Source organism: Sphingobacterium sp. CZ-UAM, from assembly GCF_002000245.1.
Lineage (GTDB): Bacteria > Bacteroidota > Bacteroidia > Sphingobacteriales > Sphingobacteriaceae > Sphingobacterium.
The window spans coordinates 25,927-49,178 of record NZ_MTCM01000001.1 but is presented as its reverse complement, the minus strand read 5'-3'; the positions used below and the strand labels follow the sequence as shown (position 1 = coordinate 49,178).

Genomic DNA, 23,252 nt, shown 5'->3' with positions numbered 1-23,252 from the left:
TTGTAGTGTAGATTATGACAAAGATCCTTATATACGAAGATAACAGCCAATTGAGAGAGGTGTTGTCCATCCTGATCAACAGTGATCCAAAATATCGGGTACAGGCTGCCTATGGCCATTGCGCCAATGCGCTTGAAGATATCAAAAAGCACGCACCCGATCTGGTTCTAATGGATATCGACATGCCTTTTATAAATGGGATCTCTGGATTAAAACTATTAAGGGGGTCTGGGTTCAAGGGCAAAATCATCATGCTTACCGTATTTGACGACAATGTCAATGTTTTCGAAGCTATAAAGGCCGGTGCCAATGGTTATATTTTAAAAAAAACACCACCTGCAAAAATTCTTGAATATATCGAAGATGCTTTAAGTGGAGGTGCACCCATGACTTCCTCTATTGCCACACAGGTACTGCATATGCTTGCGGATGGAAAGGCCACCAGAACATCCAGTTTCAATCTATCCGCCCGTGAGAAAGAGGTTCTGGATCTCCTAGTGGATGGATACAGTTATAAAATGATCGCAGATAAACTCTTTATTTCTATGGATACCGTCCGATCACACATCAAAAAGATCTACGATAAACTCCAGGTCAACTCCAAAAGCGAGGCCGTGGTCAAGGCATTAAGACATAGTTCCTCTGAGGAAAAAAATAACAAATAAAGCATAGTGCATTTATCAATGCAATAGAATAAGGTTTAAATACGTCCTAAAAGCTAAATACACATCAATACAGTATCATTAGGGTAGGCTTCAACTTTTCGTATATGTAAGTCCTAAATATGTAGGTAAGGTAGTTTCCAAAAACACTAGGTTTTCTCTCCAAGATAATCAGCAAAGACTGTATTAAAATCCAAATCGTCATGCCCCCGATTTAATCAGCACTATTTTTATACAAAAAATAGCAGATAAAAAGGCAAACATTCACCAATACCGCGAATGCATTTGAGATAATAATCGGGTGTTCATTTTTCAAAACTCCATACCATACCCATAGAGAAAGTCCCAAAATAAGAACCAGTATCATGATCCATGACAAATCACCAACATTTTTTTCCTTGATAACTTTTATAAGTTGGGGGAGCATTGATATGGAAGTTAATATCCCGGCAGCAATTCCTAACAGATTTTCATTCATCGTTAAAATCAAAAACTGTACTATTTAAGTTTAAGACTCATCCCTGGTATTCTTCACAAGTCCTATACCCGCGAAAAAGAAAATTAAACCAAGAACTCCTACTACCGCCAATTCCATGTATGCACTGCTTTTGTTGATCAGTTCATAACCCGTGTAAATTAAGCCAATGATTCCCAGGACCGTCAATATTGTTCCAAAAATGCGTTTAACGTTCATAACTATTTGTTTTAAGGTTATATATTATGCTTGAAAAATTGATATTTTATTTATAATATTTTTCTACTATATTTTTTAAATTGATTCCCTTTCCCAGTACGGGTTTAAAAATATCCCCTTCACTGTTCATTCTTTCAATGGCATTCCGGATATGAAAATCACTTATTTTTAAACCTTTCTTCACTTCATCCCAATGAAGCGGCATAGATACGGTTGCCCCCGGTTTAGGACGAACTGAATAGGCAGCAGCAATTGTTGCATGGGGCCTATTCTGTAAAAAATCCAGATACATTTTTCCTTCGCGATCTTTAACTGATCGCTCTATACTTGTGAATTTTGGAAGTTCATTGTGAACTAAAGTGACAATCACCCTGGCAAATTCTTTGGACTGTTCATAGCTATATTTTCCACCTAGCGGAATATAGATATGAAGACCTGTAGAACCGCTGGTTTTGCAATAACTGGATACACCCATATCATCCAGTATGCTCTTGGTAATCTGTGCTGCCTCAATTACCTGATCGAATGAATTTTTATCAGGATCAAGGTCAATAATACAGAAAGAGGGATTTTCAGGCTTTTTGACTGTACTACTCCAGGGATTCATCTCAATACAGCCAAGATTGGCCATGTAAAGCAGTGTAGCTTCGTCTTTTCCTACTAGATAATGCTTATCCTTGTCATCTGTATCACTATGGTAAAGGTAAGTTTCTGCCCAATCAGGGGCGGTATCCGTTACATTTTTAAAGTAAAAGCCTTCACCTTCAATACCGTCAGGAAAACGGTTCATGCTCTGTGGGCGATTTTTTAAATAAGGCAATATAAATGGAGCTGCTTGGTAATAGTAATTAATAAGGTCCCGCTTGGTTATTCCTTCTTTGGGCCAGAAAACTTTATTTAGGTTGGTGAATTTTAATTCATGACGGTTTATCTTTCTGACCTGGGTTTTATCGTTAGGGTTCAATAGCGTCTTTCGCTCAACCTTTCCTCTAGGAGTAATGATTTTATCTGCCATATCTACTATTTTTTCTGTTGGAGCCTCTTCTTCCAAAACAACTTTTTTAGCATTTTTATCGTCACGCATGCCATCAAAAGAAGGATGCCGCATTATTCCGTCGCCAGTTAACTCCGTAAAGCTCACTTCACAAACAAGGTCCGGTTTTAGCCATGTGACCGTGGCATGTGGCGGATTAGGTCTAAAACGTGAGGGCTTATTGATATCCGGTTCTTCCGAAAAAGGTGTTTTAGAAACAATAAGAGGTTTAAAAAGCTCCATCATTTCCTTCTGAAGCTTTTGATTGAAGCCAGTACCAACTTTACCCGTATAGATCAGTTTCTTCCCTTCATAGATACCTACAAGGAGACTACTAAACAATTTACTGGAATCATCATTCAGTGTATACCCTCCTATGACAACTTCCTGTCTTTTATTCGCTTTGATTTTCAACCAATCTTTTGAACGATTATGAACATGATATATTCCGTCCTTTCTTTTGGCCATGATTCCTTCAAGGCCCAGTTTCCTAGCTTCCTCAAGAAACTGCGTCCCAGAGGTTTCAAAATGTTCACTGATCAGAATACTATTACCCGCCGGAAGGATTTCTTTTAAAATGGTTTTACGCTCAAGTAAAGGCAAATCTTTTAGATTTTGCCCCTTATACCAAAGGATATCAAACACGTAATACACCAGATCACCATCTGCTTCGCTACGCCAGTTTTGGAGCGACCCAAAGTTAGCCGTACCGCTATCACTGAGTACGACTATCTCCCCATCCAAGATAGCATCTAATTCCAGCTCTTTTAATTTATGATAGATAGGATAGAATTTTTCATTAAAGCTCTTGTCATTCCGGGATTTTAGCTCAACTTTACCCTTATTCATAAAAGCAACCGCTCTATAGCCATCCCATTTAACTTCATAGACCCAGTCTTCATTATCAAAGGGCTTATCGACCAGGGTAGCAAGCATGGGCTCAATATGGGAATAGAATTTTTGCTTGGGAGCGTCTTTTAATAGCTCTTGAAGATGTGATTTCTTTTTTGATGTTTCTGTGGGAACAGCTTCCAGCTGGTCACTGATCAGTTCCTTAGCTTTAGCTTTTGCCGACTGCATATCCTTAACGGTACTCTCCTTTTTGATGATATTTTCTCCATAGATATTATCCGGAGACTTCTCCATTTGAGCAATCGTTTTACCCGAAATCACTGACTTGTCTTTCGAGGTTATATCCTGTTCATTAGCATATTTATCATCTAGCTTCATCAAAAGCCAGCCATTTTCCCCTCTGCCATGGGCCTTTACTAAAGCAAATTCACCTTTGAGTTTTTTACCATTAAGTTTGAATTTAAGCTTACCGGAATAAAGTTGATGCAAAAGTTCTTTTTCCTTTCCTGGTACATCTTTAAAATTACCTTCAGCCGGTTCATAGTTCCCTTCATCCCAAACAATAACAGTACCACCACCATATTGCCCTTTTGGTATAATTCCCTCAAAATTTCGATAATCATAGGGATGATCCTCTACCATCATAGCAAGTCGTTTAACACTTGGATCCGTTGAAGGTCCTTTAGGTACCGCCCAGCTTTTTAGTACACCGTCCATTTCGAGACGAAAATCATAATGTAGATGTGAAGCATCGTGTTTCTGAACCACAAAGCGTAATTCTGTACCACTTGGTTTTCCGCCAAAAGGTTCCGGAGTTTTCTCTTCCGAACGTTTCTGGCGATATTTAGATAGTTCCATAGCTGTTATATTATGAGTAATTTGAAAATATGCAATCTATTTTCCCTGGAATTCTTCAACAACTTTTCAGCTGTTCGATTTATCGTTCTAATAGTTCCTATTAGCCCTTGGGGGCATATCTCCATCTCACCATTGAAATATTGGATTTCGTCATCCTCAGAACCACTACTCCTATTTTTAGCTGATTTTCCTTTTTCAGATTTGCTGTCTGCCATGATTTCGTGTTTTAAGAATTATATATTTGTCCATAAAAAAATACAAATATTAAGCCGCCGCTGTTGCTTCTATAACATGACTCGAAAAGGTTTGGTTGAATTCTTTTTACTTCTTTATAAGGAATATAGGTAGAATGGACATTGAAATGCAGGTTTCGCAGCTATAAGACACCTGATTCCGGATTAGTGTGACCAATTGTTCCAATCGTATGATCATGGAATATTGATTGCCCAATTTTCTAGGGATTAAAGTTTTCACCTTTGGGATATCAGTTTTTCTTCCTTAGCGCATGGAATATTATTGCCTGGCTGTTTTAAACTAGAAATGTTCACTTGGCAACCAAAGAAAAAGCCAGCTATTTTACAATAGCCAGCTTCATGCTGTTATAATGAACATTAAACAAATAATTCTAAATGCTCCCCGCTAATTTAACGGTCATAATATGCATCACAGTAAGTTTAAGGAAAATTATGGTTTATGCTTTCGGGTATGGGATAGGTTAACGGGTACCGAAAATCCCGATTACGACAAAGAATATGATAGGATAGAAAGCAATGTTTAACTAATCTCCTCAACAAATTTTGTATGGATTTGTGCAAAGTGGTAACGAAATAAACAACAAAAAAGGAGATCACTATAATCTAGTGTCTCCTTAAGTGCCCAGGAGCAGATTCGAACTGCCACGCCCATACGAGCGCCACCCCCTCAAGATGGTGCGTCTACCAATTTCGCCACCTGGGCTCATATTCGCCTTTGGTATCACAAAAATAAAGATTTTTCCTTCTTTTGCAAGGCGAAAAATGCTTTTTAATGCTTTATTTCACTAAATTCCTATTGATCAAGGTTCTAATTACACCGTCAACCAAACCTACGCGTGGAACAATGATTTGTTTTAGACGACCGTACTTCATAATCGTTAAAAAGATCTCACTCGCAGGGATAATGACATCGGCCCGGTCTTCATTGAGTCCCAACAAAATAATGCGCTCCTTTAAAGAGAAAGATGACAAATGTTCGTACACAGCCTTCAATTTTGCATAAGACAATGGCTTATCCAGTTTCTCATTGGATAATCTTGCCAATTTATTGATATTACCACCGGTTCCTATCCCGATTACCTGCTTATACATATGGGTATTGCTGCGTACCCACTCTTTGAGCTCGTCCCAGGTTTCTGCTTTATCCTGATTATCCAAAATACGGATTGTACCTAAATTAAAGGATCTCGAATTAACCAAGACGCCATTCGCAAATAAAGACAGTTCAGTACTACCACCACCGACATCAATATAAAGGTAGACCTTATCCTTTTCCATCTTGTTATCCCAATGGCTGTTGTAGATAATTTCGGCCTCCTTGGCACCCTCGATGATATCGATATTGATTCCATTCTTCTTAACTTCTGCAACAATTTCAGCACCATTCTTCGCATCGCGCATGGCCGATGTCGCACAGGCCATATAGTCTTCCACATGATACACATCCATCAACTCACGAAATGCTTTCATTGTTTTTATCAAACTCTCAGCCTTTCTTGGCGAAATTTCCTGATGGATAAATGCGTCATCGCCCAGACGTAAAGGAACCCGTAAAAGCGTATTTTTTTTAAAATTATATTGATCCTTTTGCCCAATGATATCAGCGATCAAAAGGCGCACCGCATTGGAGCCTATATCTATAGCAGCGTATCTCACGTTATATTGTTTCTTATCTATTATTTGATTAAATCATGCTAAAATAACCACAGTTCTCAACAACTGTATTATAGTAATGTTAAGTTATTATTAATTTAACAACTCAACAAATTATTTCTGGTTTTGATTCCCCTTTTTTAACCCAAAAACGCATCTATCCAACAAAATTAAAGTCAATTTTGAAAGACAATAGTTAAAATAAGTCCTAAAAAAAGCTTTTGAATATTTTCCAGACAGAAAAAAAACTATTCTGCCCTCTCCGTTTTCCGGCAGTGTTATAGATGCTGTTATAGCCCCTTTAATTCACTGTTGGAAACAGCGAGCAAACAAGTGCATAAAAAAAGGAATATTCACCTGGATGAACATTCCTTTTTTTACACATGGAGTCACTTACTTAGTGATGGCCATGGCCTTCAGCTTTTCCACCAGCCAGTTTATAGATTTCTTCAACTTTTTTCAACGATTCTTCAGAAACATGAATGACATTGTGATTGGTGTTCAGCTCTTCACGAGTCAATCTGCTATTGATTTCGCCCTGTTTTGCAAGAACCACTGCCAAAAATGCTTTATCATTGAATGCAGCAGTACTATCCGATCCGATTGAAGCCGGAGTTTGAAACGCAGGTACACCACGTTGTGCATCGCCTACATGCAACTCTTTAGCCAAACCGTCCAACTCAGGCAACACCGTCGCATAAGCTTCCTTAATTTTAGCCGCTACATTCTTCACTTCTGCTGAAGTTGATTGTTTTGCCGCTACATCAGCAAGGTTTACTAAATAGTTTCCTTCCTCACCAACGAATTTAATCATTGCAAAAGCATCACCATCTGCTAAAGATGCATTAGCATATTGACGCTGTCTATTTGCAGCTGTTTCACCACAAGACGCAAATACAGTACTCGCACAAGCAGCTACAACAAATAACTTATTAATCTTCATATCAATTTTGTTAACTATACAAAAGTAGATAAAATATACTTTCTGCGAAACCTAATCCGCGAAAAGAAACAAAAATTAAGCAACATTCCTTCCGGCATTAATAACACCGAATATTGTCCGTGCAATCAGTTTCGAATAATCTTCCCGTTGTGCCTCATCCAGTTTATCGGAATTGAGCGCACGGATAGCATAGTGCTGGATTACCAACAGAGGCAATACAATACTTTCCCGTGCTAGAATAGACTCGCGATCTACCGGATAATTCTCCATCAATTTTGATGTTCCACTGAGTTTTAGCAGATACTCTTTCGTAATCTGATATTCCGCATGGAGGTTTTTCCAAAATTCACCGTACACCTTATCTTCCTTCATATAAGCCGTGATATCAAAGTTAGACTTGGTCATGGACATCATACAATTGTCGATCAGTGTCTGGAAGAATCCCGAAGAAACATACAATTGTTGCACATCTTTCCATAGGTTGTTCTTTTCGGCCCATTGCAATGCGGTGCCTACGCCATAAAATCCAGGGATATTTTGCTTCAGCTGACTCCAGGATGTAACGAAACTGATCGCCCTCAAATCTTCAAGCCTTAGTTCGCGTCCTGAATTTCTCTTTACAGGTCGACTCGAAATATTGATGGACGAAAGTGCTTTCAATGGCGACATCGTTTCCAAATAAGGTAGAAACAATTTATTCGTACGGAGATCCATAAATTTATGATGACTCAATTCAGCCAATTTATCTATAATCTCTTGCTGATGTTTAGTCAGGGTATCACCCACACGTTGCTTTAAATCGGAGATAATCCCTGCATGCAGGAGCTGCTCTATATTAAATCGAGCTGTATCCAACGAACCGTATTGGCTACTGATTGTCTGTCCCTGGATCGTCAATTGAATATGATCGTTGGCGATTTCCTTACCCATGGAAGCATAAAAACGTTGTGTTTTACCTCCCCCACGCGCCGGAGGTCCGCCACGGCCATCAAAAAAGACAAGATCCACATCATATTCACGCGAAATGGCTGTCAGCTCAATTTTTGCCCTATAGATTGACCAGTTCGCCATCAGATACCCCCCATCTTTTGTACTATCCGAATAGCCCAACATAATGGTCTGTTTATTTCCTCTACGTTTCAAATGTGCCTTATACTCTTTATTGCTATATAAAGTCTTCATCACATCGGCAGCTCTGGTCAAATCGTCCACTGTTTCAAACAAGGGCACAAAATCTATCGTCAATGCATCTTTCTTCCAACCGGACCACAAAAATAACTGGCGTAATCCGAGGATATCACTTGCTTGCTGGCAATTACTAATAATAAAACGCTGCGCGGCACGCTCAGACCCCGAACGTTGGATTTCCTTAAGTAATTTGATTACTCCAGAAGTGTCTTTGGTCAATGGATCTGCATCATCACCCACACTTAAATCCAATTCTTTAAACTTCAATGCTTTTTGTTTATCCGCTTCATTCAGTTCCAGGTAATTCAACGGAACACCAGTCGCCTCCGGATTTTGCTGAATAAGGTAATTTGTCGCTTCACGTAAAATACGGCTATCCTGTCTAATATCCAGGGTTGTGAAAAAACAACCGAATGTCATTACCTTTCGGAGCAGATCATCGACAATCTCTACAAAGAGACCATTATGATATTCTTCCAATACATTTTTGATCGCTTTTAAGTTTGTAATGATATTATCCGTTTCATCTGCTGGATTTTCAACAGGATTAAAGCTATTTTCATAAAACAGGGTCTGTAGGTTATCCATATAGGTTTCTACTCCCCTGAACGTGATACGGCGTCTTACAATGCGGAAATCACGATAATAACATCTAAATAAAATCGTACGCAATAAAGCGGCTACTTTTTTGGTACTTTCAACACTTACATTCGGATTTCCGTCCCGATCTCCTCCTGGCCAAAAGCCCAGCTCAATCAGCTGTTTTACCTCTTCAGTATCTACATCCAGTTCATCATCGATAAAAGACTGGATCTCAGAAGCTACCTTATAAAAAACATTTTCCAAAAACCAGGCTAAACTTGCGGCCTCGTCTACCGGAGTTGGCTTATTTTTATTGATGAATGGTGTTTTCCCCAGCTGCTGCAACAGTAAATGTATACTATGGATATCATTGGTCTTTATTGCATCAATCAGATCATTGATGATCCCCAATACCGGTCCTGGATAGAATTGCGTAGGGTGAGCCGTAAGGACCAAGCGGACAGAGAAATCTTTTAGTTTAGAAACGATTTTCCTTCGCATATCACCATTCCCCTCCGCATTCTTGATCAGGGCTCCCAAGACGTTTTCATCGTCTCCACGGCCTACCATCTGAAAGGATGAATCCTCTATTGCATCAAACAATACCACCTGACGTTCTATATACTGAACAAAACGAAACAGTAGGTCAATACGCTGTTCCTCCGAAGAAAACTCTTCATGCTGATCAAAAAAACTTTTTATAATCTCATCCGGAGTCAAATGCTGATCAACGCCCTTCTCGCACTGCTTAGCAAAAAAAGGCAATAAAGTACCTGTATCTTTAACACGTTGAAATGGCAATGTTAAAAACAAACTTTTGAAAAGCTCAAAGCGTGTCAATACCTCGTCCTGAAAGACGGCTTCATTTTTACTTTGCTTCATATTTAAATCTTTGAAAAATGGTCAAGAGAGTTTAGGTGACTCTTGAGTTTTTGTAATATATCTGAAATACCCTACGCACCAAATATAGCAATATTATATTTAAACAAATAAAAAAATATAAATTAATCAAAAAAAACATCAAAATATTATAAAGATATTAATGAAATTTAGTAATTTTTCGTTTTTAGTATATTATAACAGCAAATAGGGAAACCGCAGGCTAATATAGCCTTATCTCGTATATTTGTGCTACATTATGAAACAGACACAAGAAATAAAAAGTTTTTTCTACAGTCAATATTTTGCGGATGGGCTGCGCATCACCATCGGATGTATTGTGCCTGTCCTCATCTTCGCCACCATTGGTCAGTTTACCAACGGAACCATTGTATCTTTGGGAGCCCTATTAGTTGGGTTGTCCGATACGCCGGGAGCACCGAGCCATAGACGCAAAGGAATGTTTGCGGGAGCCATACTGACCACCCTGACATTTATTCTCACCAATATTGTCAATCAGAATGTATATCTCCTCGCTATTTTTATCGGAATAGCCTGTTTTATCTTTGCCATGTTTGCAGTATTCAATAGTCGGGCAGCCAATGTGGGATTGATGTGCATACTGATGATGCTGATCCACGTACAAATTCACTATCCCCTCGACCAGGCCATCAACTATCTCGGATTCTACACATTGGGCGGTCTTTGGTACATCACAATCAGTCTCTCCATCACGCAGGCACGCCCCTATCGCTTAGCTGAGCAGGAACTTGCCGAAACCATTCGCTATGTCGCTGATTATATTCGGCTGAAAGCCAATTTTTACGACGCTAAAATTGACAACGATAAAAATTACCTGAAACTGATCGACAAACAAGTTGAAGTAAATCAACATCAGGAAAACGTTAGGGATCTGCTGTTTCAAAGTAAAAGATCTATTAAGGACACCACAAAAGTAGGCCGTTACCTGACATTAATCTTTAATGATATCGTTGACTTATTTGAGCAGAGTATGGCGGCACATTATGATTACAATACTATCAGTGAACGCTTTGGCCCCACAGGCATCCTTGATGATTTTAGAAACGTCATTTTAAAATACACCAATGAGCTTGACAATCTAGCCTACCAGCTCAATACAAATATTCAACCCAAGCCCTTGTATGATTTTGATGCGGACCTCACACGCCTTCATGCTAAAATTGACCAGCTCGATAAAGAACACCAATACAGTACCTTTGCCCTACGTAAAGTATTGATCAACCTGCGCGATCTGGTACGCCGTATCAAAAACATTTATGGCTATTCACATCTACAACCGGATGAAGTCAAACGTAAGGAAATCGATGATGCCAAACGTTTTGTCCAAAGCTCCGCCATCGACCTTAAGAAATTCCGTGAAAATCTTACCTTAAAATCTACGATCTTTAGACATGCCTGCCGCATGGCAATTGTGATGTCGATCACGTATTATATTTTTGAGACCACCAAGATCACCAACAATGTTTATTGGATACTACTGACAATCATGGTAATCCTGAAACCGGGCTTCGGTCTCACTAAAGAGCGTAATATACAACGCCTTATCGGAACCACCATCGGTGGACTGATCGGGGCTGTCATCCTATTGACAATACATGATCCAACCATACTATTTGTACTTCTAGTTTTCTTTTTCCTAACAGCATATAGCTTATTTCGGGTCAATTATGTGGTCGCGGTATTATTTATGACACCTTATGTATTGATCATGCTCAGTTTCATCAGTTCCAATACCCTTGAAGTAACCAAAGAACGCATTTTGGACACCTTTATCGGAGGCATGATTGCTTTCCTCTCCAGCTATATTATCTTCCCGAACTGGGAAAGTATGCAGGTGAAGGAGTCCATGCGAAAACTGCTGATCGCCAATTACAATTACATCTTCCAGGCGTTAAAAGAAATTGCGGGTCAGGCTCCATCAATTACAGATTATAAGTTAGCCCGAAAAGCCGTTTATGTTGAAACTGCAAATATGGGTTCCACCTTTCAGCGTATGCTGACGGAACCTAAAAAAAGGCAGAAATATAGCAAGGAGGTCAACAAATTTGTCATCTTCAACCATATTCTAGCTTCGTTTTCTGTGACACTGATGAATCATCTGGATCAGATGGATAATAACTACCTTAACAAGGAACATGTCCGGACTATACGGAAAGTATTAAGCAGCCTGGATCAATCCATTCAATTGCTTTATTCATCAGATTCCAGCGCGGAATTTTTACCGATGGAAATCGAAATATCAAACCATCGCTTTGACAATAGTGACATGAATTCTGCCGACGGAAAGCTACTGGAAGAGCAATTGGAGTTCTTGTACAAGATTGCCCAGGATTTAAATAAGATCGTCCAGGATCTCCATGACAAAAGTGCCGCCGAACATGCAGCAGAATTATCTAAACAAGCAGGCTAATTTATCCGAAAAATTCACGAAATTTACATTATGAGTGAACATCTAACAAGCTCCTATGACATTATTATCGTCGGGGGTGGGCCCATTGGCCTCGCCTGTGCCTTGGAAGCAAAACAGGCCAATCTCAACTATCTCATTTTGGAAAAAGGATGTTTAGTTAATTCGCTCTATAACTATCCACAAAATATGACCTTTTTCTCCTCTTCTGAACGTTTGGAGATTGGAGATATCCCTTTTGTGACGACGAATCCAAAACCCAAAAGAACGGAAGCATTGGAATATTACAGACGTATCCAGCAAAAATTTGAACTGGACACACATCTGTTTGAAGAAGTATTGGATATTCAGAGAAATGGAGATGCCAATTTTAATGTAAAAACCAGCAAACGCAGCTACGTTACAAAAAAAGTCATCATTGCTACAGGATTCTATGATATCCCCATGTTACTCAATATCCCCGGTGAAAAACTTGACAAAGTAAGACACTATTACAATGATCCCCATTACTACAGCGGTCAGAAAGTTATTGTTGTGGGTGCGAGCAATTCATCCATTGATGCTGCTCTGGAAACATTTCGAAAAGGTGCGCAAGTAACATTGGTCATCCGCGGCAATGAAATCAGCCCAAGAGTCAAGTATTGGGTAAAACCGGATATTGAAAACAGAATTGCCGCTGGAGAAATCGATGTGCTTTACAATAGCCAATTAACGAGTGTTACGGAGACAAGTGCCTCCATTCAAACACCAACAGGCATTGTTGAGATTGAAAATGATTTTGTACTTGCGCTGACCGGATATCGGCCAAATTTTGACTTCTTACGAAAAATAGGTGTTAATATCCCAGAACAGGCCCCTTGCATCCCATGCCATAATGAGCAGACGATGGAAACAAATATAACAGGCCTATATTTAGCAGGAGTCGTATGCGGCGGATTAAATACCCACCTCTGGTTTATTGAAAATTCACGTATTCACGCTAAGCAGATTATCGAACATATCCGCTCAACGTCAATTTAATGCTGTTGATACCGTAAACCGTTTAAGAAGATTTTCATCATTTTCTTCTGTAAACTGAGGATATGATCAAATTCTTCTTTCGTAGGGAAGAGCATATTTTTCATATCCTTCAAGATACCCATCCGCATGCCAAACAACGAATACAACAAAATACGGGCAGTTTCATTCAGATCATCCACACGAATCTCCTTTGCCTCTACGCCAATTTTAAGAATTTTTTCAATAATTTCAACTTCCCGCAGATAGGACTCTTTGAACACTTGCTCCAATTCATCCGGAAGTTCCTTGACCATTTTCATGGTATATTCAAACAGATTATAATATTGATTGATGGCCTTGACGCGCATATCAATAGAGTACATCATGATTTCCTCAAAGTTGCCCCCCTTATCGATGACCGCTTCGATCTCTTCAATCATTTTGTTTATAACATACTCAAAAACAGCAGAGTATAAACTATTTTTATCCGGAAAATAATAATAAAGCAATGCTTTCGAAAAATTAAGATCCTTAGCTATCTCCGACATGGTCGTTTTAGCCATTCCAAAATGTGCAAAGCGCCTTGTTGCAGCTTCCAGAATTTTGATCCTTTTTACATCTGCGTTACCCATTAAACTTATATTTTTTATCGTTAAATAAACGGTTTATACTATCTTTACCGATTATCATGCTAAAGATAGCTGATTTTTTTGAATTTCTGAAAACTAAAGTCAATATGGAATTAAACATTCAATCGAATATCTCTTTGAAACCCTTCAATACATTTGGAATAGAAGAAAAGACAAATTACCTGATCGAAGTGAATGATAATGAAACATTGACCGAAATTTTTAAACAGGGTCTTTTCACCAAGAACTTTTTTGTTCTTGGTGCTGGTAGCAATGTTTTATTTACCAAGCCGTTTGATGGATATATCATCCGAATGACCAGTAAAGGTATACAGTCAAAAGTTGAATCTGATGATGTGTATGTCACAGCAAAAGCTGGGGAAATCTGGAATGACTTTGTTTGGCACTGCATCAGAAACAACTATGCCGGAATAGAAAATATGGCACTTATCCCTGGGACAGTTGGTGCGTCCCCCGTACAGAATATCGGAGCTTATGGTACCGAATTAATGTATGTTTTTCATAGCTGCGAAGCATTCGATACCCAATTGGGTACATTTAAAATTTTCAAAAAGGAAGATTGTGATTTCTCCTACCGTGACAGCATCTTTAAAACAGCCCATAAAGGCCGTTTTATTATTACTGAAGTGACCTATAAATTGAGCCTCACACCTCAAATAAATACAAGCTATGGCGCCATTGAAGCTGAACTACTAAAAGAAAATATAACAACGCCTTCCATCGCTGATATTGCGACCATAGTATCGAAAATCCGTGTTGAAAAGCTGCCAGATCCAAGTACCGTTGGCAATGCCGGAAGCTTTTTTAAAAATCCTGTGATCGACGCCGACACTTTTGAAAGATTATTGGGACTTTATCCAACGATTCCACATTATCCAATGCCCGACCAACAAACAAAACTTGCCGCAGGATGGTTAATAGAACAGTGTGGCTGGAAAGGTAAAGAATATGGACAAGCCGGTGTCTGGAAAAATCAGGCACTTGTACTAATAAATAGACAACATGCTAGCGGTCAGGAAATTTATGACCTTTCTGTCCAAATTATTAATGATGTACAGGACAAATTTGGAATTACGCTCGAGCGTGAAGTTAATTTATTGTAAAGAATCAAAAAAAACATCTTTGCCATATTGCAACTTAAAAGAACAATAATTTAGCCCCTATTCCAGCTCAACATCATCTGAAGCCAAGCATATTTACTTAAGGTTAATATACGCACACGTTTGCACATCTTAAAATAACCTTAAAATTACATTAAGAAATCCATTTTTAAGGATTTTGGCGCATTATTTGCCTCATACTTAACGAACCGCATTTTATAAACTTACTGTTTCCCAAAAAGAACAGTTATAATTCATTAAGCTATGACAAAGAATGAATTTGACAGCATGGTTATTGAGCAATCAGACTCACTAAAACTCTACGCCAGAAATTTTACCAGCGACTATGAAGATGCAAATGATCTTGTACAGGACACCATCCTCAAAGCCGTGACCTATTTTAAAAATTTCAAAGAAGGCACTAACCTAAAGGGATGGCTCTATACCATCATGAAAAACACGTTTATAAATAATTATAGACGGATTGTTAAAACCAACTCCTTCATCACTAAAGATGAAGACATCTCCAATTCAAATTTATTAATATCCGCTTCAAGCAACCAGGGAGAAAGCAAATTTGTCATGGAGGATATTCACGAGGCCCTAGCCAATCTTTCAGAAGAATACTATATCCCCTTTTCCCTCTACTTTGAAGGGTTTAAATACCATGAGATATCAGAACATTTAAACATTCCGATTGGAACAGTAAAGACAAGAATACATGTGGCCCGAAAATTAATGAAACGATCCCTGTCAGCTTATAAAGTAGCTTAGTTTTTTCTATCTTCGCATTCTTACAGATTGTGATGGAAAAAGAAAGATTACCTGAATACAGCAAGAGTCAGCTTGCATTGCGAAATGGCCAGGATAAACCGCAGGTATGGATTGCTTATAAAGGTTATATCTATGACGTCAGCGACAGTAGGCTTTGGAAAAATGGCATGCACTATGAACACTGGGCGGGACAGGATCTAACTGAGGAGCTTAAAGATGCTCCTCATTCAGACAGTGTATTTTCAAGATTTCCAGTAATCGGAATCCTGTATGTTAATCACAACTTATAGATTAAATTGAGAAAGGGCGACAAAAGCGTTAAGACGCTTCTGTATATCCTCCTCGGTAAGATCTACTAGCCGCTCCGTGCCAAATTTCTCCACACAAAAAGAAGCCAGCGCAGACCCGAAGATCAAAGCATTCTTCATATTGGTAAAATTGATGGTTTTAACCTTGGCCAGATAACCGATAAAACCGCCAGCAAACGAATCCCCTGCTCCTGTAGGATCAAATACATCTGCTAAAGGTAATGCAGGGGCAGAAAAGATCTGATTTTCCCCAAAAAGCAATGCGCCATGCTCTCCTTTTTTTATGATCAGGTATTTTGGTCCCATCGCCAAAATAACCTTTGCAGCTTTGACCAGTGAATACTCTCCGGACAACTGTCTGGCTTCAGCATCATTGATCGTCAGCACATCAACCTCCTTAAGCACTTTCTCTAAATCATCTAAGGCAACATTCATCCAGTAGTTCATTGTGTCAAGCACAACTAATTTTGGTTTCCGCTTTAAGCGCGCTAAAGTCGTTAGTTGCACCTGCGGCGTCAGATTTCCAAGCAGTAGATACTCACAGTCCTGATAACTGTCGGGAATAATCGGATCAAAATCTGCCAGTACATTTAAGTCAGTCGCTAGCGTATCTCGGCTATTCATGTCGTTGTGATATCTGCCTGACCAGGAAAATGTTTGTCCGCCCTCCACAATCTGAACACCTGATACATCGATCCCGCGATCCTTTATAAGGTCAAGATTGCGGCTCCCAAAATCTTCGCCAACAACACTGACCAATTTGATCTGATCACATAAATAGGACGCCGCTAAACTCGCAAAAGTACCGGCACCACCTAGAATTTTGTCAGTTTTACCGAACGGTGTTTCTATGGTATCAAAAGCCACCGTACCAATAATTACTAAACTCATAGTTTTTTAATAAGCATGGTAAACAAAAAAACCGGCATAAAGCCGGTTTCAATATTGCTCCTGAAGCTGGGCTCGAACCAGCGACCCTCTGATTAACAGTCAGATGCTCTAACCTGCTGAGCTATTCAGGAATGTTTAACTTTCCGAGAAACTCCTTTCTCATTGAATGCACAAAAATAGCACATTTATATATTATTCGCAAATAATATTATCATTTGCTTTCTGCTCCTGAAGCTGGGCTCGAACCAGCGACCCTCTGATTAACAGTCAGATGCTCTAACCGGCTGAGCTATTCAGGAATGAAAAATTGAATACTTTAAAAACTCCGGTTATGTAAGTCTTTAATTGCTCCTGAAGCTGGGCTCGAACCAGCGACCCTCTGATTAACAGTCAGATGCTCTAACCTGCTGAGCTATTCAGGAATATTTTCTTCAATTTTTCCGGAGACCCTATCGCGTTTCCGTGATGCAAGTATCGGAAGATTATTAGAATACTACAAATTTTTTGAACACATTTTTTACAACTTCCTAAAATCCAATTAGAATAATTTATTTTCTCTTTTTCCAAATCATGCTCAAAAACCTCCTTTATGCAATTCAAACAGCGTAATTACTATTTACCACCGCCCAGTTAACGACACCTTTACCCATTTCACCCAATGCATCAAATGCAAACGAGCCTTAGAGTAACACGCCTTTGAGAATAAGGGTGGCCACGGTAAAATAGATTAAAAGACCGGTAACATCTACCAGGGTTGATACAAATGGTGCTGATGAGCTTGCTGGGTCAGCACCTAGTCGCTTCATCACAAAAGGAAGCATCGACCCCATAAGAGATCCCCAAAGGACAACACCGACCAGCGACAAAGAAATAACCAAGGCAACCAATACCCAATATTCACCATAACTATGGGCAAAGGATTGCCAGGCCATAATCCGCAAAAAACCCAGAGCACCCAAAATAAGCCCAAGCAACAGTCCGGACAAAATTTCCCTGCGCATCACGCGCCACCAATCCGAAAGTGTCACCTCCCCTAAGGCCATAGCCTGTATAATCAACGTCGAAGCCTGGGAACCACTATTGCCACCACTGGAAATAATAACCGGCATTAAAGCAAACAACATAATGGCGCTCGCCATCTGCTCTTCAAAATGCTCGATAACAGTAGCGGTCAACAACTGTCCAAGAAATAAAACAATTAGCCAACCGGCCCGCTTCTTCACTAGGTTTTTAATAGATACGTCCAAATAAGGTTCATCCAAAGCCTCGGTTCCCCCTATACGTTGCATATCTTCCGTATACTCTTCATTGGCGACCCACAGGATATCATCGACCGTAATAATTCCGAGCATCACGCCCTGCCCATCGACAACCGGAAGCGCCACCCTATTGTTCATACGGAAAATATTAATTGCTTCCTCCTGCGGATCATAGGCATTCAAAGAAATCAAGCGGTGATCAATCAAGTCTCCCACGATTGTTTCGGGTTCCGCCATCAGCACATCTTTGATACGTATATCATCAATCAGCTTACCATTTGAGTCAATTACATATAGCACATCTATGGTCTCTGAATCCTTACCATAGCGACGGATATGCCCCAATATTCTTTCGATACTCCAATGCGCTTTTACTGTAATATAATCCGGGGTCATCAAGCGTCCGACACTGTCCTCGGGATACCCCAACAATGCCAGAGCTTCTACCCGATCTTTGGGCGGTAAGAGCAAAATTAAATGCTTAATATCGTCCTTCATTTCGGAGAAAAAAGAGGTCCGATCATCCGGAGGCAATTCGTTAATTAAAGCACTTATTTTAACCTTGGAAAGTTTTTTGAAAATCCGATTTTGGGTAGGAAAATCCAGGATCCGGAAAACGTTTACAGCACGATTTAAATTTAAGGATTCTATAAAAAGTGGACCATGTTCTGGCAGTTCATCAATCAGCTCCTCCACCTCAGAAATATTCAATTCATTTAGAAATTCCTCCAGCCCAACAAGATCGCCATTCGCTATCAACTGTTCTATTTGACTTACCTGCATTTCCAGTTCTTCCATATCTTCCTTTCGATTTTAAAATCCTACATCGGTACAAAATTATATGTTACAAAAATCGCTTTTTTAAAGTAAATTCTGAATAAAAAAATAAATAATAAAAAGATATCAAAACGGTGCTGATATCTGACCTCCGCCAACAGACAAAACAATTTAACCTCCGTCAGAATAAGACATTTTGTCACCTACAAATATTTCAGGAAGCAGCTCGGAATTTGGCCTGAGAAAAGAGCAAATTCATCCAAGTGAAAAGCGCCTCAGTCCAGAATTCATTTCTATACGTTCAAACACAAAACAAGAATGATCTAAAAGTTCTGCGCTCTGGGCACAACCTCTTCGTCCAGCCATATTCGTAAAATTTATACCCACAAAAAATATCGAAATATTTTTTAGTCCCAACTATCTTATGGATGAATATTTAAGTATATTCGTCACATACTTTTCGCTAACTGAAAAATGAATTTAAAGCAGAAAGAAGAGCATCAAAGTTGATTTTTAATCGTTATTATACAGCAAAAAAAAGCAAAAACATAAATTCAATAAAGACATAAAAATCAATAAGTTATACATAAAAATAAAAACATATAGTTTATATAAAAACAAAATTTTTAGCTAAAAAAAATAGCAAACCATAAACACGCCTTAATAATGAAATATAAAAGCATATTTATCAATATATTACTATCATTAATATTAACAATACATTCAGAAAGAATTTTTGCACAATTTTTTGAAGATAGCCAAGCCCCGCTCAGCCAAAAATGGTTCAAAATTGAGACCCCAAATTTTAAACTTATTTTTCCCGAAGAGATGAAGGGCGCAGCTCCTACCCTAGCAAATCAGGTCTACAATTCATTGCGTACAACCAGTAGAAATTATAAAATAACACCCCGACAAATTCCTTTCATTATACACAACACGAATCTACAGACTAACGGTTTTGTCCAATTGTCCCCTCGAAAATCTGAACTCTATAGTACTGCTGGAGCCGAACCCGACAACCAGACATGGCTACCAAACCTGATCCTCCATGAGTCAAGACATGTAAACCAGTTTGACAAATTGACAGGAAAATTACGTGCTCCTTTTTTCGAACAATTAGCATTAGCTTACTACGGGCTAACAGTTCCCTCTTGGTTTTTTGAGGGTGATGCGACATTGACTGAAACCATTTATTCCAATGGAGGAAGAGGCCGATTACCCTCTTTTGAAATGCCGATAAAAGCCAATTTCCTGTCTCAACAGAAATACAGTTTCAATAAATACCTGCTTGGATCCTTTAAAGATATTGTCCCCAGTTACTACACCATCGGCTATCTCATGACATCGACATTAAAGGCTGAACTACCCTCAAACTATGAAGCGGATTTATTTTCCGAACTCAATAAACGTCCGCTCTATCCTTATAATATCAACCGTGTACTGAAGAAAAAAATTGGGGGAAATAGCAACGATTTGTTCCATAAAACAATCGCAAAATTGGATACAATATGGAAAGAAAAAACAGCAGATTACTTAGCTCAGAATTACGTCGAAATTTCTGCTCAAAACAACCACTATTACAACAGTAATCTATTGCCAAAATCGAGCGGTAATTTGATCTATTTTATTAAGGAAAACCCAGAAAAAACAAATGCAATATATACATACGACAACGACAAAAAAACGGAATCACAACTTGTAAAAACTGGCATCCAGTTGACACCACATTTCGATATCAACAGCGAATATATTGTATGGGATGAGCTCCGAAAAGATCCTCGTTATAACAAGAGAACTTATAGCATCATCAATTTAATGAACCTGAAAACAGGAAAAATTAAAGGCCTTACGAAGCAGTCCAGATATTATTCACCCGTATTTAGCCCCGTAGACGAATCCATTGCCTGTATCGAAGTAGATTTATCCAACACGAGCTATCTTACGCTCATAAGCCTTAAAAACGGCTCTGTGATCAAACGGATAAAAGTAGCGGGATCCGAGCAGCTTCAGCACCCGGCATTTAATACCGAAGGCGACAAAGTAATTGCAATCCGGCTATCAGAAATGGGAACAGCGCTCTGTGAAATTGACCTCAAAAATAACGAAATCACCAACCTGACCTCATGGGGAAACCAGCAATACGAACGACCTCAATACCTTTCAGGTATGGATATCCTTGTAAAAGCAAACTTTAATGGTATCGATAACATTTATAAGATAAACCGTCAATCAGGAACAAAACAGCTGCTGACGAAAGCCCAATTCGGTGCTTTTAACCCTTTTTATGATAAAACGACAGAGCGACTACTTTTTAACAACTACCAGTATAATGGTTATAAAATCAGTCAGACAAATTTGGACACAGTCTTTGACATCAAGCCGGAGACGGATTATTTTTCTCATTACTATGCCAATACATTACAAAAAGACAGCATATTCAATATTGCCACCACAGCACCAGACTCCAGCCAGCAGTACAGCATCACACCTTACAAAGGGCTGGAACGGACATTTAACTTCCACAGCCTTTCACTAAGCAGTAGTAACTTTGAAAGTTTCGACAATTTCAAACCTGGTATCTTCTGGCTTTCAAATAACATCTTAAACACCACCCAGATTGCCCTTGGTTACGAGTATGATACAGATATCAGGAAAGGAATTTATTCAGCCGAGCTAACGTATAATAAATATTTTCCAAAATTCTCATTACGTTATGAAAACAGAGGTCAGATCGCAGCAGCAACATTCCCCAACAGACCCGACAGCAGCATTCGATTCGATTGGCGGGAACATTACGTATCCTCGCAGATTTCCATTCCATTGTCTTTTTATAAGCTTGATTACAACTATTCCGTGGGATTCAATTTTGCAACAGCCTATCTGAAACGCTACAACCTGAGTCGCAATGACCTCCGAAACTTCAATTATGAGACTGCATTTCCATTGACCTACCAACTTTATTTCAACCGAAATGCCCGTATGGCAAAGATGGATCAATACCCGAGATGGGGACAGAATTTTAGCATAACCTATAGACATACTCCTTTTGAAAATAAGGCCAAAGGGGAAATTCTATCTGCACGAACATTGTTCTATTTTCCGGGATTCGCAAATAACCATGGATTTCAGATCCGCTTAAGCGCTCAGGCCGGAACAGGTATCTATGAATACATCAACGACATTCCGCTGGTCAGTGGATTCAGTTACTATAAATATGAGAAAGTAAAAAACACATTGCTGATCAACTATAGATTTCCTATTGCCTATCCTGATTTGGGAGTAGGGTCATTAGCTTATATAAAACGGATAAAAGGCGGTCTATTTGCAGATTATCAGAATATTCACAAACATAAAGAAGCTGCTCCAAAGAGTTTTGGAACATACCTTTCATTTGATTTCAATGCCTTCAGATATCCGCTCCCCGATTTTGAGTTTGTTGTAAAAGGAACATATATCAACGATCACACGGCAACACAGCGTATCGTGCCGACAGTAAGTCTAAATTATACTTATTAAGGATGGATAGCCCAATTAAAATTAGCTGCTAAGGCATAATGATCCGACAGCGGCAGGCCCCTGACATTGGTAAATAGGTTATTTTCTATATTATAATCACGCGCAGCCAAACTTAGGCGACTATTGCTACGGTAGAGGATTTTATCTATTGACTCATGCTGATTGCCAATAGATAACATATGCGGCGGCTTAAATACATGCTTCGCTTCGGGCACAAGCCCACCGTTCTGGAGTTCAACCCAGCTATCTACCAATGTGGTTGACGCCATAAAATCATGAAGATTATCATCACCGAAACTATAATGCGCATTAAAGTCCCCCATGACAATCAGTGCATTTTCGCTGGAATGCTCACCGATATAATCACGCAACTGGTTAAGATTATCCCTTCTAGCACTTGAGGCGCGTCTATTGTTCTGCGCATTCGCATGTACATTATAGACATCCAACCATATGCCGGCAACTATTTCTACTTTAACCAAAGTAAAACCTTTTGGTGTTAAAAAATCGGCTCCGGTACGTCTTTTCCAGGGAACGCGCACAACATCCGACATCGGAAAACGGGACAAGGTATTTAAGCCGTCCCCAAAAGGTACCCGCCCCTTGGGCTTAGTGCGATAAGGATGTTGGTTACCACCAAAATAAAGGCTATTGTTATAATTGAAATCCTCCTGAACATTCACGATATCAAAAGGATTGATCTTTTTACCTATTTCAGCTATACTCCTGCTTCTACCAGTAATCGCAGAAGAAATAAACCCCGGCAACCCCGCTACATTATAGGTCAATACCGAAAAAAAACCTGAACTATCGCTATCTTTTTTGTAATTCGCATCCATCAATAAAAACCTATATAATCATCTTAGGATAAATTTAAGAAATACCGTAAATACTCGCCAAGGCTGTACAGCTATTTAACAGATAATTGATT

General features: G+C 39.1%; 18 protein-coding genes and 4 tRNA genes. 7 read left to right on the top strand and 15 right to left on the bottom strand.

The genetic code is table 11. From position 1 onward, the window contains the following. Positions 1–14: 14 nt before the first annotated feature. Positions 15–665, top strand: coding sequence for a response regulator (locus tag BWD42_RS00225; protein WP_077432484.1), 651 nt, complete (start codon positions 15–17; stop codon positions 663–665). Positions 666–876: 211 nt separating this feature from the next. Here BWD42_RS00225 and BWD42_RS25140 read toward each other — a convergent pair whose 3' ends face one another. The 8 genes from BWD42_RS25140 to BWD42_RS00185 form a co-directional block, all read right to left on the bottom strand. Beyond that, positions 877–1,140 carry a SemiSWEET transporter gene (locus BWD42_RS25140; RefSeq protein WP_077432483.1) on the bottom strand — a complete coding sequence of 88 codons (264 nt, stop codon included), beginning with the start codon at positions 1,138–1,140 and terminating at the stop codon, positions 877–879. A 30-nt stretch (positions 1,141–1,170) separates the two neighbouring features. Then, on the bottom strand, positions 1,171–1,356 hold the full coding sequence (locus tag BWD42_RS00215) for a hypothetical protein (protein WP_077432482.1): 186 nt from the start codon (positions 1,354–1,356) through the stop codon (positions 1,171–1,173). A 46-nt stretch (positions 1,357–1,402) separates the two neighbouring features. Beyond that, on the bottom strand, positions 1,403–4,099 hold the full coding sequence (gene ligD / locus BWD42_RS00210) for a DNA ligase D (RefSeq protein WP_077432481.1): 2,697 nt from the start codon (positions 4,097–4,099) through the stop codon (positions 1,403–1,405). 5 nt (positions 4,100–4,104) lie between these two features. After that, positions 4,105–4,314, bottom strand: a complete 210-nt coding sequence (locus BWD42_RS00205) for a hypothetical protein (protein WP_077432480.1) — start codon at positions 4,312–4,314, stop codon at positions 4,105–4,107. Between the two features lie 658 nt (positions 4,315–4,972). Continuing rightward, positions 4,973–5,056 (bottom strand) — tRNA-Leu (locus BWD42_RS00200). Between the two features lie 74 nt (positions 5,057–5,130). Further along, positions 5,131–6,009, bottom strand: a complete 879-nt coding sequence (locus BWD42_RS00195; protein WP_077432479.1) for an exopolyphosphatase — start codon at positions 6,007–6,009, stop codon at positions 5,131–5,133. Between the two features lie 394 nt (positions 6,010–6,403). Further along, on the bottom strand, positions 6,404–6,949 hold the full coding sequence (locus BWD42_RS00190; RefSeq protein ID WP_077432478.1) for a hypothetical protein: 546 nt from the start codon (positions 6,947–6,949) through the stop codon (positions 6,404–6,406). A 75-nt stretch (positions 6,950–7,024) separates the two neighbouring features. Beyond that, positions 7,025–9,601 carry a phosphoenolpyruvate carboxylase gene (locus tag BWD42_RS00185; protein ID WP_077432477.1) on the bottom strand — a complete coding sequence of 859 codons (2,577 nt, stop codon included), beginning with the start codon at positions 9,599–9,601 and terminating at the stop codon, positions 7,025–7,027. 256 nt (positions 9,602–9,857) lie between these two features. Here BWD42_RS00185 and BWD42_RS00180 point away from each other — a divergent pair, with 256 nt between their 5' ends. Both BWD42_RS00180 and BWD42_RS00175 read left to right on the top strand, forming a co-directional pair. Further along, positions 9,858–12,050: an FUSC family protein gene (locus tag BWD42_RS00180; RefSeq protein WP_254846145.1), complete on the top strand. Its 2,193-nt coding sequence runs from the start codon at positions 9,858–9,860 to the stop codon at positions 12,048–12,050. Positions 12,051–12,080: 30 nt separating this feature from the next. Continuing rightward, positions 12,081–13,067 carry a YpdA family putative bacillithiol disulfide reductase gene (locus BWD42_RS00175; protein WP_077432476.1) on the top strand — a complete coding sequence of 329 codons (987 nt, stop codon included), beginning with the start codon at positions 12,081–12,083 and terminating at the stop codon, positions 13,065–13,067. Here BWD42_RS00175 and BWD42_RS00170 read toward each other — a convergent pair. Continuing rightward, entirely contained in the window at positions 13,064–13,678 is a 615-nt protein-coding gene (locus BWD42_RS00170) for a TetR/AcrR family transcriptional regulator (RefSeq protein ID WP_077432475.1), read from the bottom strand. The two genes, BWD42_RS00175 and BWD42_RS00170, sit on opposite strands and share 4 nt — an antisense overlap. A 104-nt stretch (positions 13,679–13,782) precedes the next feature. On the opposite strand from BWD42_RS00170, the gene murB reads away from it, so the two are divergent. The 3 genes from murB (at position 13,783) to BWD42_RS00155 (ending at position 15,860) form a co-directional block, all read left to right on the top strand. After that, positions 13,783–14,799 carry a UDP-N-acetylmuramate dehydrogenase gene (murB, locus tag BWD42_RS00165; protein ID WP_077435635.1) on the top strand — a complete coding sequence of 339 codons (1,017 nt, stop codon included), beginning with the start codon at positions 13,783–13,785 and terminating at the stop codon, positions 14,797–14,799. Positions 14,800–15,060: 261 nt separating this feature from the next. Further along, positions 15,061–15,570, top strand: a complete 510-nt coding sequence (locus tag BWD42_RS00160; RefSeq protein WP_077432474.1) for an RNA polymerase sigma factor — start codon at positions 15,061–15,063, stop codon at positions 15,568–15,570. A 32-nt stretch (positions 15,571–15,602) separates the two neighbouring features. Further along, positions 15,603–15,860 (top strand): cytochrome b5 domain-containing protein, encoded by a 258-nt coding sequence (locus tag BWD42_RS00155; protein ID WP_175991920.1) that lies wholly within the window; start codon positions 15,603–15,605, stop codon positions 15,858–15,860. On the opposite strand, the gene BWD42_RS00150 is transcribed toward BWD42_RS00155, so the two are convergent. From BWD42_RS00150 to mgtE, 5 genes are all read right to left on the bottom strand, one after another. Further along, positions 15,855–16,769 (bottom strand): PfkB family carbohydrate kinase, encoded by a 915-nt coding sequence (locus BWD42_RS00150; protein ID WP_077432472.1) that lies wholly within the window; start codon positions 16,767–16,769, stop codon positions 15,855–15,857. The two genes, BWD42_RS00155 and BWD42_RS00150, sit on opposite strands and share 6 nt — an antisense overlap. 57 nt (positions 16,770–16,826) lie before the next feature. Further along, positions 16,827–16,900 (bottom strand) — tRNA-Asn (locus tag BWD42_RS00145). 94 nt (positions 16,901–16,994) lie between these two features. Next, a tRNA-Asn gene (locus BWD42_RS00140) sits at positions 16,995–17,068 on the bottom strand. A gap of 49 nt (positions 17,069–17,117) precedes the next feature. Further along, positions 17,118–17,191 (bottom strand) — tRNA-Asn (locus BWD42_RS00135). A gap of 258 nt (positions 17,192–17,449) precedes the next feature. Continuing rightward, complete coding sequence (mgtE, locus tag BWD42_RS00130) at positions 17,450–18,826, bottom strand: magnesium transporter (protein WP_077432471.1); 1,377 nt, start codon at positions 18,824–18,826, stop codon at positions 17,450–17,452. A gap of 645 nt (positions 18,827–19,471) precedes the next feature. Between mgtE and BWD42_RS00125 the strand changes: the two genes are divergently transcribed. Then, the gene (locus tag BWD42_RS00125; protein ID WP_077432470.1) at positions 19,472–22,321 is read left to right on the top strand and encodes a hypothetical protein; all 2,850 of its coding nucleotides are present in this window, start codon (positions 19,472–19,474) and stop codon (positions 22,319–22,321) included. Here the strand turns inward: BWD42_RS00125 and BWD42_RS00120 are convergent. After that, positions 22,318–23,160 carry an endonuclease/exonuclease/phosphatase family protein gene (locus BWD42_RS00120; RefSeq protein WP_077432469.1) on the bottom strand — a complete coding sequence of 281 codons (843 nt, stop codon included), beginning with the start codon at positions 23,158–23,160 and terminating at the stop codon, positions 22,318–22,320. The genes BWD42_RS00125 and BWD42_RS00120 overlap by 4 nt on opposite strands. Positions 23,161–23,252 lie beyond the last annotated feature (92 nt).

What these genes read in the sequence shown, in the direction of transcription:
- BWD42_RS00225 (WP_077432484.1), top strand. Translation starts at nt 15, where the DNA reads ATGACAAAGATCCTTATATACGAAGATAACAGCCAATTGAGAGAGGTG.
- BWD42_RS25140 (WP_077432483.1), bottom strand. Translation starts at nt 1,140, where the DNA reads ATGAATGAAAATCTGTTAGGAATTGCTGCCGGGATATTAACTTCCATA.
- BWD42_RS00215 (WP_077432482.1), bottom strand. Translation starts at nt 1,356, where the DNA reads ATGAACGTTAAACGCATTTTTGGAACAATATTGACGGTCCTGGGAATC.
- ligD (WP_077432481.1), bottom strand. Translation starts at nt 4,099, where the DNA reads ATGGAACTATCTAAATATCGCCAGAAACGTTCGGAAGAGAAAACTCCG.
- BWD42_RS00205 (WP_077432480.1), bottom strand. Translation starts at nt 4,314, where the DNA reads ATGGCAGACAGCAAATCTGAAAAAGGAAAATCAGCTAAAAATAGGAGT.
- BWD42_RS00190 (WP_077432478.1), bottom strand. Translation starts at nt 6,949, where the DNA reads ATGAAGATTAATAAGTTATTTGTTGTAGCTGCTTGTGCGAGTACTGTA.
- BWD42_RS00185 (WP_077432477.1), bottom strand. Translation starts at nt 9,601, where the DNA reads ATGAAGCAAAGTAAAAATGAAGCCGTCTTTCAGGACGAGGTATTGACA.
- BWD42_RS00180 (WP_254846145.1), top strand. Translation starts at nt 9,858, where the DNA reads ATGAAACAGACACAAGAAATAAAAAGTTTTTTCTACAGTCAATATTTT.
- BWD42_RS00175 (WP_077432476.1), top strand. Translation starts at nt 12,081, where the DNA reads ATGAGTGAACATCTAACAAGCTCCTATGACATTATTATCGTCGGGGGT.
- BWD42_RS00170 (WP_077432475.1), bottom strand. Translation starts at nt 13,678, where the DNA reads ATGGGTAACGCAGATGTAAAAAGGATCAAAATTCTGGAAGCTGCAACA.
- murB (WP_077435635.1), top strand. Translation starts at nt 13,783, where the DNA reads ATGGAATTAAACATTCAATCGAATATCTCTTTGAAACCCTTCAATACA.
- BWD42_RS00160 (WP_077432474.1), top strand. Translation starts at nt 15,061, where the DNA reads ATGACAAAGAATGAATTTGACAGCATGGTTATTGAGCAATCAGACTCA.
- BWD42_RS00155 (WP_175991920.1), top strand. Translation starts at nt 15,603, where the DNA reads ATGGAAAAAGAAAGATTACCTGAATACAGCAAGAGTCAGCTTGCATTG.
- BWD42_RS00150 (WP_077432472.1), bottom strand. Translation starts at nt 16,769, where the DNA reads ATGAGTTTAGTAATTATTGGTACGGTGGCTTTTGATACCATAGAAACA.
- mgtE (WP_077432471.1), bottom strand. Translation starts at nt 18,826, where the DNA reads ATGGAAGAACTGGAAATGCAGGTAAGTCAAATAGAACAGTTGATAGCG.
- BWD42_RS00125 (WP_077432470.1), top strand. Translation starts at nt 19,472, where the DNA reads ATGAAATATAAAAGCATATTTATCAATATATTACTATCATTAATATTA.
- BWD42_RS00120 (WP_077432469.1), bottom strand. Translation starts at nt 23,160, where the DNA reads ATGGATGCGAATTACAAAAAAGATAGCGATAGTTCAGGTTTTTTTTCG.